General features: G+C 59.0%; 10 protein-coding genes and 2 tRNA genes. 7 read left to right on the forward strand and 5 right to left on the reverse strand.

Annotated elements, in window-relative coordinates:
- Nucleotides 1–93: 93 nt before the first annotated feature.
- On the forward strand, nucleotides 94–678 hold the full coding sequence (locus ACR0NT_RS01105) for a L,D-transpeptidase (RefSeq protein WP_170442503.1): 585 nt from the start codon (nucleotides 94–96) through the stop codon (nucleotides 676–678).
- A 52-nt stretch (nucleotides 679–730) separates the two neighbouring features.
- Here the strand turns inward: ACR0NT_RS01105 and ACR0NT_RS01110 are convergent, their stop codons facing one another.
- Complete coding sequence (locus ACR0NT_RS01110; RefSeq protein WP_170442501.1) at nucleotides 731–1207, reverse strand: fasciclin domain-containing protein; 477 nt, start codon at nucleotides 1205–1207, stop codon at nucleotides 731–733.
- A gap of 60 nt (nucleotides 1208–1267) precedes the next feature.
- Nucleotides 1268–2119, reverse strand: coding sequence for a class I SAM-dependent methyltransferase (locus ACR0NT_RS01115; protein ID WP_170671329.1), 852 nt, complete (start codon nucleotides 2117–2119; stop codon nucleotides 1268–1270).
- A gap of 132 nt (nucleotides 2120–2251) precedes the next feature.
- On the opposite strand from ACR0NT_RS01115, the gene ACR0NT_RS01120 reads away from it, so the two are divergent.
- The 5 genes from ACR0NT_RS01120 to ACR0NT_RS01140 all read left to right on the forward strand — a co-directional run bounded on the left by ACR0NT_RS01120 (nucleotide 2252) and on the right by ACR0NT_RS01140 (nucleotide 6957).
- Nucleotides 2252–3367, forward strand: a complete 1116-nt coding sequence (locus ACR0NT_RS01120) for a carboxylate-amine ligase (RefSeq protein WP_170442497.1) — start codon at nucleotides 2252–2254, stop codon at nucleotides 3365–3367.
- A gap of 94 nt (nucleotides 3368–3461) precedes the next feature.
- On the forward strand, nucleotides 3462–4604 hold the full coding sequence (locus ACR0NT_RS01125) for an acyl-CoA dehydrogenase family protein (RefSeq protein ID WP_170671327.1): 1143 nt from the start codon (nucleotides 3462–3464) through the stop codon (nucleotides 4602–4604).
- A gap of 7 nt (nucleotides 4605–4611) precedes the next feature.
- Complete coding sequence (locus ACR0NT_RS01130) at nucleotides 4612–5652, forward strand: enoyl-CoA hydratase/isomerase family protein (RefSeq protein ID WP_170442493.1); 1041 nt, start codon at nucleotides 4612–4614, stop codon at nucleotides 5650–5652.
- A gap of 3 nt (nucleotides 5653–5655) precedes the next feature.
- Nucleotides 5656–6528 (forward strand): 3-hydroxyisobutyrate dehydrogenase, encoded by an 873-nt coding sequence (gene mmsB, locus ACR0NT_RS01135; protein ID WP_170442491.1) that lies wholly within the window; start codon nucleotides 5656–5658, stop codon nucleotides 6526–6528.
- Between the two features lie 99 nt (nucleotides 6529–6627).
- On the forward strand, nucleotides 6628–6957 hold the full coding sequence (locus ACR0NT_RS01140; protein WP_170671325.1) for a hypothetical protein: 330 nt from the start codon (nucleotides 6628–6630) through the stop codon (nucleotides 6955–6957).
- A gap of 12 nt (nucleotides 6958–6969) precedes the next feature.
- Here the strand turns inward: ACR0NT_RS01140 and uvrA are convergent, their stop codons facing one another.
- From uvrA to ACR0NT_RS01155, 3 genes are all read right to left on the reverse strand, one after another.
- Entirely contained in the window at nucleotides 6970–9828 is a 2859-nt protein-coding gene (gene uvrA / locus ACR0NT_RS01145; RefSeq protein ID WP_170671324.1) for an excinuclease ABC subunit UvrA, read from the reverse strand.
- A gap of 176 nt (nucleotides 9829–10004) precedes the next feature.
- A tRNA-Asp gene (locus ACR0NT_RS01150) sits at nucleotides 10005–10081 on the reverse strand.
- Nucleotides 10082–10126: 45 nt separating this feature from the next.
- Nucleotides 10127–10203 (reverse strand) — tRNA-Asp (locus ACR0NT_RS01155).
- Nucleotides 10204–10925: 722 nt separating this feature from the next.
- On the opposite strand from ACR0NT_RS01155, the gene ACR0NT_RS01160 reads away from it, so the two are divergent.
- Nucleotides 10926–12641: a M10 family metallopeptidase C-terminal domain-containing protein gene (locus tag ACR0NT_RS01160; RefSeq protein ID WP_170671322.1), complete on the forward strand. Its 1716-nt coding sequence runs from the start codon at nucleotides 10926–10928 to the stop codon at nucleotides 12639–12641.
- Nucleotides 12642–12670: the final 29 nt, after the last annotated feature.

Below are 12670 nucleotides of genomic sequence, written 5' to 3' on the forward strand. Positions count from 1 at the left end.
GCACCCTAGAAAATCGAGGCGATGGCCAATATTTTAAGGCAGATTATTGCTCGAGCAGTTCCTGAACCGGAGGCCAATTTGTCAAATCCCCGCATGACTCGCCGCTCTGCATTGCTGGGCGCTGCGTCTCTTCTGGCGACGCCCGCCATCGTACGTGCGCAAAGCAGCGACGCTTTCCCATCCGATGAAGAAGCCATCAGCACGCAGTTGCCGGTACGCCGCAACGTGTCGTCGTTCTCGCAGCAGAACTGGCAGGACCATTTCGACGAGCTGGGCGTTGGCTGTCTGTTGGCCGACATCACCAGCCGCGCGGTGCATTACTGGGGGCAGGACGGCACCTATAAGCTGTACCCAAGCTCGGTCCCGATGAGCGAAGAGCTGACCAAGCGCGGTTACACCAAAGTCGTTCGAAAGACAGAATTCCCAAGCTGGACCCCGACCGCATCCATGCGCGAGCGTGACCCGTCCCTGCCCGTTCGAATGGAAGGTGGCGATCCCGGCAACCCGCTGGGTACGCGCGCCATGTATCTGGGCTGGCCAGCTTACTTGGTGCATGGCACCCACGACACGCGCAAGATCGGGCGTCAAAGCTCGTCCGGCTGCATCGGCCTTTACAACCAACATGTCGAGGACCTGTATCCTCTGGTCCAGATCGGAACGCAGGTCAGGCTGACCTGACACAAAAAGCCCCGGCCATAAGGACCGGGGCTTATTTCTTATCCGGGTGGCGTTATTCCGGCAGGATCACCGCGTCGATCACGTGGATCACGCCATTGGTGGCCTCGATATCGGCCTGCACCACTTCGGCGTCATTGACCTTTACGCCGTTCCGAGCATTCACGCTCAGACGGTCACCCTGAACGGTCAGAACCTTGGCGCGCTTGCCCGCGATATCACCCGACATCACCTTGGCCGGAACCACGTGATAGGTCAGTATTTCGACCAGTTGATCCTTGTTTTCCGGCAGTAGCAATGTTTCCACCGTTCCTTCGGGCAGCGCAGCAAACGCCTCATCGGTCGGCGCGAATACGGTGAACGGCCCATCCCCCTTCAGCGTATCGACCAGCCCGGCGGCCTGCACGGCAGCAACCAGCGTGTTGAACGATCCGGCCGAAACGGCGGTGTCCACGATATCAGCGGCCTGCGCCTTTACAGGCAGAGCAAGGGCAAGTGCGGCGGCGGCGCCCATGAATGTACGGCGAAACATGGCTGTTGTCTCCTCTCCAGCTTGTTATGGAAAGGGGTACGGAGCCTCAGCCGGCCCGGATCACTTTTCTTTGATCTGCACCCAAATGCTCTGCGCGCGGCCATCCTTCAGGAATGGTAAGGCCTCGACCGCATCCGGACGGTCCTGTTGCAGGTAGTATCCGGGCCAAAGCATTGAAAAGGAACCGGATTGCAGCAAGGCGTGCAGCATGTACTGCTCACCCCAGCCCGGACAGTCGTAAAAGAACCGCTTGGGGTATTCATAAGGCAGAAAAACATCGTGGACATGGATCACCACGCCCGCTTTCAGTGCCGGGATGATGCGGCAGAACAGATGCGCCACGTCGTTGCTCATCCGGACCACATGGCTGGAGTCGATGAACAACACATCGCCCGCCTCAAGCTGATCGAACAGCGCCGGATCAACTTCTTCGAGCCGTTTCTGTTCGAAGTGATCCACGACATGCTCAATATCTGCGCGGGGGTACGGATCGATTGCGGTGATCTTCGTGTCCAACCCGCCGTCGATGATCGCCTGACGGGTCACGCGGGTCGAATTGCCACAGCCGACCTCGATCACCCGCTTCGGTGCAAACCGGCGGATCATCAGATACAGCGCGTCGGCGTCGGGGCTGTCGTAATAGCCATTGCCGATCCGATAACCGGTCTGATTGCGCGCCGGGTCCTTCAGGGCCTCCAGCGCCTCGGCATGTTGGCCGTACTCGGCAACCAGCTGGCCGATATCGAACCCGTCCATCCCCGGTGACAAGGCATAGGCAGCACGGGTTAACCCGCCTGCCCGCTCGAACGCCTCAAGCCGGGCGCGCTCGTCGTTTTCAGCGGCCTTGTCGATCAGCTTCACCCCCAACTCATCCAGGGCCTCATTGATCTTGGGGAATTTTCTGAGTTTCACGGGCGGCTCCACTTTCGTCTCGCCTGTTCCTTACCGCTGCTTGCCGGGCCTCTGCAAGACGGGCTGCGTCAAACGCTTGGCAAAACAGGAATTTCCGTATTCACTGGTTGGAATAGTTATACGAGGGCCACTATGCAGCAAGAATACACGCTGGGCATCGAAGAAGAGTATTTGCTGGTCGATCGCGACAGCCTTGAACTTGCCGAAGCACCCGCCGCATTGATGGAGGCCTGCCAAGCCGATTTCGAAGGGCAGGTCAGCCCCGAATTTTTGCAATGCCAGATCGAAGTCGGCACCCGGCCCCACACAACAGTCAAGTCGGCCCGCGAGGATCTGAAACGCCTGCGCTCGTGCGTGGCCGAACGGGCCGCCGAATACAACCTCGCTCCGATTGCGGTATCCTGCCACCCGTTTGCCGACTGGAAGAAACAGCACCACACCCGCAAGGATCGCTATGACGCGCTACAGCACGCGCTGGGCGGCGTCGCGCGGAGGATGCTGATCTGCGGGATGCACGTTCATGTCGGGGTCGAGGACTCGGCCCTGCGTGCCGACCTGATGCCGCAGCTTTCGTATTTCCTGCCGCATCTGCTGGCACTCTCGACCTCCTCGCCCTATTGGAACGGAGAGGATACGGGGCTGTCGTCCTATCGCCTGACCGTGTTTGACAACCTGCCGCGCACCGGGCTGCCTCCGGTTCTGGCCAGTTGGTCGGATTACGAACGCACCACGGGCATTCTGGTCGAACTCGGCGTGATCGAAGATACGACGAAAATCTGGTGGGACCTGCGCCCGTCTCACCGGTTCCCGACGCTGGAAACCCGGATCATGGATGTGCAGCCGCGGCTGGAACATACGCTTTCGCTGGCCGCTCTGGTGCAGGCCCTGACCCGCATGCTGTGCCGTTTGAAGGACCGGAACTTGCGCTGGCGGCATTACGACCAGTTTTTGATCAGCGAAAACCGCTGGCGCGCGCAGCGATACGGCGTCGGCGAAGGGTTGATCGATTTCGGAGATCGCTCGATCAAACCCATGCCCGAGTTGATGGGCGAACTGATGGGCCTGCTGGCCGAAGATGCCGAGGCGCTGGGCACCATGACGGAACTGGCCCGCCTGCAGCAGATCGCGCAGACCGGCACCTCGGCCACCCGACAGCGCCGCATCCATGCCGAGGCCGAGGCAATGGGCGATGATCCCGGCAAGGCCGTGGTTCGGCATCTGATCGAAGAGTATCACCTGGACCTTTGACATATCCGCACGTGATTGCTGGCCCTGCAAAACTTCTGTAAGAATTCAGAAATAAACAGTCGTTCAATTCGTTTGGCAGCGTGGGAGGCAAGCCTTGGATTTTGCACTGACAGAAGAGCAGACCGCGATCTTCGATATGGCCTATGGTTTTGGGCAGGACAACATCGCACTCAACGCCCGCCAATGGGAGGCTGATGGAACCATCCCCAAGGACCTCTGGCCGCAGATCGGAGAGCTGGGGTTTGGTGGGCTTTATGTTTCCGAAGACAGCGGCGGGTCTGGCCTGACACGCCTGGACGCGACGCTGGTGTTCGAGGCGCTTTCGATGGCATGCCCATCAGTCGCGGCGTTCCTGTCGATCCACAACATGTGCGCCAAGATGCTGGACAATTTCGCCAGCGACGACCTGAAATCCCGCATCATGCCTGATGTGCTGAGCCTGAACACCGTGCTTAGCTATTGCCTGACCGAACCCGGTTCCGGCTCGGACGCCGCTGCGCTGAAAACCCGCGCCGATCGCACCAACGAAGGCTACACACTGAACGGCACCAAGGCGTTTATCTCGGGCGGCGGCTATTCCGACGCCTATATCTGCATGGTGCGCACCGGGCAGGACGGCCCCAAGGGGATTTCGACGGTCTATGTCGAGGACGGCGCGCCCGGTCTCAGCTTTGGCGCACTGGAACAGAAGATGGGCTGGAAAAGCCAGCCAACGGCGCAGGTGCAGTTCGACGATTGCAAAATCCCGGCAGGCAACCTCGTGGGCACCGAAGGTGACGGCTTCAAATACGCGATGATGGGCCTGGATGGTGGCCGGTTGAACATCGCCTCCTGCTCGTTGGGGGCCGCGCAGACCGGGTTGGACATGACGCTGCAATACATGTCGGAACGCAAGGCCTTTGGCCAATCCATCGACCAGTTTCAGGCGCTGCAATTCCGGCTGGCCGACATGGAGATCGAACTGCAGGCCGCCCGCACCTTTCTGCGGCAGGCCGCGTGGAAGCTGGATCAGGGCGCACCCGATGCCACCAAGTTCTGCGCCATGGCCAAGAAATTCGTAACCGAGACCGGGTCCAAGGTTGTGGACCAATGCCTGCAACTGCATGGTGGCTACGGGTATCTGGCGGATTATGGAATCGAGAAACTGGTCCGCGATCTCCGCGTGCATCAGATTCTGGAAGGCACGAATGAAATCATGCGGGTCATTGTCGCCCGACAAATGCTTGCCGAACGCTGAGGGGCCCATGCCTGACATCGACATCCGCATCACTGGCCGCGCCGGGCGTATCACGCTGACCCGCCCCAAAGCACTGAACGCACTGACCTATGACATGTGTATGGCGATCGACACCGCGCTGCGGAACTGGCGCGAAGATGACGCCGTGGATCTGGTCATTCTGGATGCCGAGGGCGACAAGGCCTTTTGCGCAGGCGGAGACATTGCCGACCTCTACGCAACCGGTATCAAGGGTGACTACGATTTCGGCCGCACCTTTTGGCAAGACGAATACCGGCTGAACGCGCTGATCTTCGAATACCCCAAACCGGTCGTCAGCTTCCTTCAGGGCTTCACCATGGGCGGCGGCGTTGGCATCGGTTGCCACGGTAGCCACCGCATTGTTGGTGAAAGCTCGAAAATTGCCCTGCCGGAGTGTTCCATTGGGCTGGTGCCGGATGTCGGCAGCACCCTGATGCTGGCGCTGGCCCCCGGTCGGTTGGGCGAGTATCTGGGCACCACCGGCCACCGCATGGGACCCGGTGATGCGATCTTTGCCGGTTTTGCCGATCACTACATCCCCCTCGCCGAGTGGTCCGATCTGATCGAGATGCTCGAGGCGTCGGGTGACACCGAAATGTTGCAGAAACATGCGGCAGAGCCACCGATCAGCGAATTGGAGCGTCAGCAACCCGAGATCGACGCCTGTTTTGACGGTGAAAGTCTTGGGGACATCCTGAACACCCTGACCCATTCGCAACACGCTGTGGCCACCGAGGCGCGCAAACTCATGAACCGCAATTCGCCGCTTTCCATGGCCTGCACAGTCGAGATGCTGCACCGATTGCGTACTCCCAGTCTGACACAGCGCAAAGCGCTGGAACTGGAGTACCGCTATACCTTCCGCGCGATGGAACACGGGGATTTTCTGGAAGGTATTCGCGCCCAGATCATCGACAAGGACCGGACGCCGCACTGGCAGTTTGGCGATCAGGCCGTGCCTGCGGTCGCAGTGTCCAAGATGTTGCAGCCGCTGGGCGCAGACATGCTGACTTTTGAGGAGACATAAGAGATGAAAATCGGGTTTATCGGCTTGGGCAACATGGGCAATCCAATGGCCGCCAACCTGGCCAAGGCCGGGCATCAGGTGACGGGCTTTGACATGGCCGATGTCGAGGTTGCCGGCGTCACCATGGCCGGTTCAGGCGCCGATGCCGCCGCCGGTGCCGAAATCGTTATCACAATGCTTCCGAACGGTCAGATTCTGCGCGCAGTTGCGGATGAGATCATTCCCGCGATGCAGTCGGGGTCTGTGTGGATCGATTGCTCGACCGTTGACGTCGACAGCGCCCGCGCCGTGGCGGATCAGGCGAAAGAGGCCGATGTCCTCGCGGTTGATGCTCCGGTCTCGGGCGGGATCGGTGGAGCGGCCGCTGGCACGCTGACCTTCATGGCCGGCGGCAGCGACGACGCCTTTGCCAAGGCCGATCCCCTGTTCGACATCATGGGTCAGAAAGCGGTTCATTGTGGCGAGTCGGGCGCAGGTCAGGCCGCGAAAATCTGCAACAACATGATCCTGGGCGTCACCATGATCGCCACCTGCGAGGCCTTTGCCCTTGCCGACAAACTGGGGCTGGACCGGCAAAAGATGTTTGACGTGGTCAGCACCTCTTCGGGCTATAGCTGGACGATGAACGCCTATTGCCCTGCCCCCGGCGTCGGCCCGACCAGCCCGGCGGATAACCAGTACCAGCCCGGCTTTGCCGCCGAACTGATGCTGAAGGACCTGCGGCTCAGCCAACAGGCTGCGGAAAGCGCGGATGCCGACACGCCGATGGGTCAGGCCGCAACCGCACTTTATGAGCAGTTTGTCGAGGCTGAGGGCGGTCTGGGATTGGACTTCTCGGCCATGCTGCCACGGTTCGAAAAACGCGGACGAGGTTAAGAGCGGGCCCCGTGGGCGGCTTCCTGCCCATGGGGTTGACCCCTGGACCAGCCACCGCCATCTATTCTTAGCCCCAGTGTTCACGCGAAAGGAAGTAAGATGTCGCGCGTTTTGACCATTTCAACGGCAATCCTGGCGCTGGCGCTTAGCTCGGGCATGGCCATGGCTGGGAACGGTAAAGGCAAGGCCGGGCACTGCCCGCCGGGTCTGGCGAAGAAAGCCGTGCCTTGCGTGCCGCCGGGACAGGTCAAAAACCTGTATCGCACGGGTGACTATATCAACAGCGATTATCGCTGGATCAATGATCCGTACCGCTATGGGCTGAATCGCGGCAGCTACATCCGCGCCGGTGACTATGTCTATCGTGTCGACCCCGACACGCGAAAGGTGCTGAACCTGATCGGTGCGGTGGTTGATATCCTCAACTGAGGATCAGCCCCTTTACTCCGCCGCGACCCGCGCGCCATCCAACATCTGCTTCAGATACCGACCGGTATGGCTGCGCTCGACTGCGGCCACGTCCTCGGGCGTTCCGGTTGCCACGATCTCACCCCCGCCGTCACCGCCTTCGGGGCCTATGTCGATGATATGGTCGGCGGTTTTCACGACGTCCAGATTGTGTTCGATCACAACAACCGTGTTTCCCTGATCCACCAATTCGTGCAGCACTTCCAAAAGCTTACGCACATCTTCGAAATGCAGACCGGTGGTCGGTTCGTCCAGGATATACAGCGTCCGCCCGGTTGAGCGTTTGGACAATTCCTTGGACAGCTTCACCCGCTGCGCCTCACCGCCAGACAGGGTGGTCGCCTGCTGGCCAACCTTGATATAGCCCAGCCCAACCCGCGCCAGAGCATCCATCTTGTCACGGATCGACGGCACGGCCTTAAAGAACTCCTGCGCGTCTTCCACTGTCATATCAAGGACATCGGCGATGGACTTGCCCTTGAACTTGATCTCCAAAGTCTCGCGGTTATAGCGCGCGCCCTTGCAGGTTTCGCAGGTCACGTAGACGTCGGGCAGGAAGTGCATCTCGATCTTGATGACACCGTCACCCTGACAGGCCTCACACCGGCCGCCCTTGACGTTAAAGCTGAACCGACCGGGTTTGTAACCGCGCGCCTTTGCCTCGGGCAGACCGGCGAACCAGTCCCGGATCGGGGTGAAGGCCCCGGTGTAAGTCGCTGGATTCGAACGCGGAGTCCGCCCGATCGGGCGCTGGTCAATATCGATGACCTTGTCCAGATGCTCCAACCCTTTGATCGTCTCACAGGGCGCAGGTGTCTGGCGCGCGCCATTCAGACGCATCGAGGCGGTCTTGAACAGCGTCTCGATGGTCAGCGTCGACTTGCCGCCGCCGGACACACCGGTCACGCAGACGAACTTGCCCAACGGGAAGTCAGCGGTGACTTTCTTAAGGTTGTTCCCGGTCGCCTTGACCACCGAGACCTTTTTCTTGTTCCCCTTGCGCCGTTTCGACGGAACCGGAATCTCGCGCGTACCGGCCAGATATTGTCCGGTCATCGAGGCCGCATCGGATGCGATCTGATCCGGCGTGCCCTCGCTGACCACCTGCCCGCCATGCACACCGGCGCCGGGACCGATATCGAAGACGTAGTCCGCCTCACGGATGGCTTCCTCGTCATGTTCGACGACAATCACGGTATTCCCCTGATCGCGCAGGTTCTTGAGCGTACCCAGTAGCCGATCGTTGTCGCGTTGATGCAAACCTATCGAAGGCTCGTCCAACACATACAGAACCCCGGTCAGGCCCGAGCCGATCTGGCTGGCCAGGCGAATCCGCTGACTTTCACCGCCAGACAATGTGCCACTTGAGCGGGACAGCGTAAGGTATTCCAAACCCACGTTATTCAGAAAACCCAACCGTTCACGAATTTCCTTCAGAATCGCCCGTGCAATCTCGTTCTTCTGAACGCTCAGATGGTTCGGAGCATCCTCGACCCAAGCCAACGCCTCTTTGATCGACATCTGCACCACCTGCCCCACATGCAGGCCAGCGATCTTGACCGCCAGAGCCTCGGGGCGCAGGCGATACCCTTCGCAGGAGCCACACGGGCGGTTGTTCTGGTAGCGTTCAAACTCTTCCCGAATCCAGGCGCTATCAGTTTCGCGATAGCGCCGCTCCATATTGGGAATCACACCCTCAAAGCTGCGGGTGACCTGATAGACCCGCCCGCCTTCGTCGTAGCGGAACTGGATTTCCTCATCGCCAGACCCGCGCAGGAACACCTGTTGCACCTTGGCAGGCAGATCCTTCCACTGCGTGTTCTTGTCAAACTCGTAGTGGCGCGCGATGGCCTCGATGGTTTGCAAGAAATAAGGCGATTTGCCTTTGCGCCACGGAGCCAAGGCACCGTCATAGAGTTTCAATGTCTGGTCCGGCACCACGAGGCGTTCATCAAAGAACAGCTCGATCCCCAAACCATCGCAATCCGGGCAGGCCCCGAAAGGTGCGTTGAACGAAAACAAGCGGGGTTCGATCTCGGGGATGGTGAAGCCGCTGACCGGACAGGCAAAATTCTCACTGAATGTAATGCGTTCCGGATCACCTTCGCGCGGCGCGGTTTCCAGAACCGCAATGCCGTCCGCCAGATCCAGAGCTGTGCGCAAGCTGTCGGCTAGTCGCGTCTCCATCCCGTCGCGCACGACAAGACGGTCGACCACGACATCGATATCGTGCCGGAACTTCTTGTCCAGCGTGGGCGGCTCATCAAGCTCGTAGAACTCGCCATCCACCTTTACGCGCTGGAAACCCTGCTTACGCAGCTCGAGGAATTCCTTTTTGTATTCGCCCTTACGGTCCCGCACGATGGGCGCCAGAAGGTAGCCGCGCGTGCCCTCCTCCATCGTCATGATGCGGTCGACCATGTCCTGAACCTGCTGCGCCTCAATCGGTTGACCCGTCGCGGGGCTGTAGGGCGTGCCTGCGCGGGCAAACAGAAGGCGCAAATAGTCGTAAATCTCGGTGACCGTGCCAACGGTCGAGCGCGGGTTCTTCGACGTGGTTTTCTGTTCGATGGAAATCGCCGGGGACAGGCCGCTGATGTGATCCACATCAGGCTTTTCCATCATGTCCAGGAACTGGCGCGCATAGGCCGACAGGCTTTCGACATAGCGGCGCTGACCTTCGGCATAGATCGTGTCAAACGCCAAAGACGACTTGCCCGAGCCGGACAGACCGGTGATCACCACCAGCTGATCCCGCGGGATGTCTACATCGATGCCCTTGAGGTTATGTTCACGCGCGCCGCGCACCTCGATATTCTTCAGCTCAGCCATTTTGGCCCCCAACACACAAGTGTCCTAGAAATAGGCGAGCGGCACCGAGTCTCCAACAGAAAAGTTAGAACAAAGTGTGAACTACAGGATTATTGCCGACATCTCCTGACAGATGACGGGCAATTCGGCACACGCCCCCTAAAAGGGAGTGAATTCATGTCAGTTTGAGGGGAAAATGGCGCGGTTGACGGGGCTCGAACCCGCGACCCCCGGCGTGACAGGCCGGTACTCTAACCAACTGAGCTACAACCGCGCATCTATTTTCGTGGCCTTTAACCTGGACCAAGGATGGCAGCGATGGCGCGGTTGACGGGGCTCGAACCCGCGACCCCCGGCGTGACAGGCCGGTACTCTAACCAACTGAGCTACAACCGCCCGCTGCCCGTTCGTTGCTGAACGTTGGGGTGTATTATGGCTACGGTCGGGCAGCGTCAAGCGGCGTTTTGAAGTTTTTTTCCAGATCGCAAAATTTGTTCCCCGCCGCGGGCGCACATCCCCTGCCAACCGCACCATTCACGCATTCATCGTGCATTGGGATATGCCGCAGCTAAGGGCTGGAATCATTTACCCCAAACACCTGCCGAAATCCCATGGATTCGACCCTGCACGGTTCCACGTCAAACACGCATAAGATGTGCATCTTTGCATTAACCCGGACATAAGGATCAATAGAACCACTCCTGTTCGCGACGTCATCCTGCACTCTCTTTTCTGTCGTCATTTTTCGGCCACATTGCGTGTGCATGAGACGACACAGTGTATCAAAACAAAAAAATCTCGGACTATCGGCTTGCACCGGCAAGTTTCGAAGTGAAAGTATCCGAGGAAAAAAGCAGGCCTCGATTTTCCGGGGTGAAATGGAAGGTTAACACAATCCAAGACAGTGCATTGTAGCTGCCCTCTGGTTGTGTTGTGTAAAATGGAAGTAGGAAATGTCAGCTGTAAATGAGTTTTACCCCGGCGCCAGCCCAACCGGTCATGAATATGTCGACGGATTGATTTGGGGGACGTCTTGGAACTTGGGCACTTCGGCCGGAGGCCCCCCCGGCACGATCACGTATTCCTTTGCGGACAGTTCCATACAGGGTTTCGCGAATATGCACGAATACGAAAAGCAAGCCTTCCGCCAAGCCCTGGCCATCATCGAAACCTTCATCCCGATTAAATTTGTCGAAGTTGGGTTCCTCGCGCCTCAGGGCACACCTTATTACGAGAATATCTCTTGGGGTCTTGTGCACTCAGACATCCTTGGCGGAGGCCTGGGCTTTCACCAGGTTCCTGGCGACGAGGGCATCTTTGAACCAGACTTCAACATTCCGACATTGTTCGGGATGTTCTCCTATAACACCCCCCTGTTCAGCCAGGAAGCGCTGGCCATGGGCGGTGAAGGGTTCGCAACCATCGTGCACGAAATCCTGCACGGCCTCGGCCTGGCCCACCCGCATGACGAAGGCGGAAGCTCGACCATTTTCGACGGCGTGACGGAGCCCTTCGGCGATTATGGCACCGATGGCCAAAACCAGGGTGTCTACACGATCATGTCCTATAATTCGGGCTATGCATCGAATGTTCCGGTCACGGACTACACTTATGGTCAGGCAGCGGGACCGATGGCCCTGGATATCGCCGCTTTGCAGGCCATTTACGGTACGGTCGCGCATGCCACAGGCAACGACGTCTACCAAATCAAGGGTACGAATGGCGCGGGAACGTTCTGGAAGGCCATTTGGGACACCGGTGGAAATGACTCGATTTCTGCGATTGGCGTATGGGGCGATGTCTACATCAACCTCAACGATGCCGATCTTGAAGGCAGCGACGCAGGCGGGCAGATTTCATCTGCGGCTGGCGTTGCTGGCGGGTTCACCATCGCCAACACCGTAGTCATCGAAAACGCGTTCGGCGGTAACGGAAATGACTGGTTGGTCGGTAACGAAGTCAACAACTACCTGGCCGGCGCGGTTGGCAACGACACCCTTTCCGGGGCGGGTGGCAACGACTGGATTTTCGGCGGCGCAGGCAATGACACAATTACCGGCGGCATTGGCGATGACACCTTGTCGGGTGACAATGGAAACGACTGGTTTGTAAACAAAGACGGCGACGGCAACGACACGATCGACGGCGGTCAGGGTTCGGACTGGTTGCAGTATACAGGCTCCAACGGAGCCACCGTGGACCTGTCGAACGATGGCGCTCAGAACACCGGCTATGGCATCGACACCATCCAGAACATCGGACACGTGATCGGTTCCGCGCAGAACGACAGCATCACCGGCGACGAGCTGACCAATTATTTGGTGGGCAATGCAGGCAACGACTTTCTGGACGGCGGCATTAAAAATGACGTCCTGAGAGGTGGTGCCGGCAACGATGCCGTGCTTGGCGGCCGAGGCTGGGATACGCTATACGGCGGCAAAGGTGATGACATCCTGGTCGGTGGCGTCGGGCGGGACGACATGACCGGTGGCGCCGATAGCGACACCTTCGTCTTCAACTCGATCGACGAGGGGTCTGCCATCCGTCAGACCGCCGATCTGATCCGTGACTTCACCCGTGGAGAGGACAAGATCGACCTGAGCGCCATTGATGCCAGCACGGTACTGGCCGGCAACGACGCCTTTGTCTTCAACGGAGAAACCCCGGCGACGAACTCTGATCAGGGCGAGATTTATTTCGTGCACAGTGACCTCGAAGGCACCCTGTATGACAGGACTTTCGTCTATGTAGATACTGATGGCGACGAAGAACCTGAGATGATGATCAAACTCGTGGGACTGCACGACCTGACTGCAGACGATTTCATCCTGTAAAGACCTGCCGAAAGGTAACAGGCAGCAGG

The organism is Ruegeria sp. AB10 (assembly GCF_056542745.1).

Bases quoted from the DNA above. Each gene is read 5' to 3' on its own strand.
- ACR0NT_RS01130 (WP_170442493.1), top strand. From the start codon at position 4,612: ATGCCTGACATCGACATCCGCATCACTGGCCGCGCCGGGCGTATCACG.
- ACR0NT_RS01120 (WP_170442497.1), top strand. From the start codon at position 2,252: ATGCAGCAAGAATACACGCTGGGCATCGAAGAAGAGTATTTGCTGGTC.
- ACR0NT_RS01110 (WP_170442501.1), bottom strand. From the start codon at position 1,207: ATGTTTCGCCGTACATTCATGGGCGCCGCCGCCGCACTTGCCCTTGCT.
- ACR0NT_RS01105 (WP_170442503.1), top strand. From the start codon at position 94: ATGACTCGCCGCTCTGCATTGCTGGGCGCTGCGTCTCTTCTGGCGACG.
- uvrA (WP_170671324.1), bottom strand. From the start codon at position 9,828: ATGGCTGAGCTGAAGAATATCGAGGTGCGCGGCGCGCGTGAACATAAC.
- ACR0NT_RS01160 (WP_170671322.1), top strand. From the start codon at position 10,926: ATGCACGAATACGAAAAGCAAGCCTTCCGCCAAGCCCTGGCCATCATC.
- ACR0NT_RS01140 (WP_170671325.1), top strand. From the start codon at position 6,628: ATGTCGCGCGTTTTGACCATTTCAACGGCAATCCTGGCGCTGGCGCTT.
- mmsB (WP_170442491.1), top strand. From the start codon at position 5,656: ATGAAAATCGGGTTTATCGGCTTGGGCAACATGGGCAATCCAATGGCC.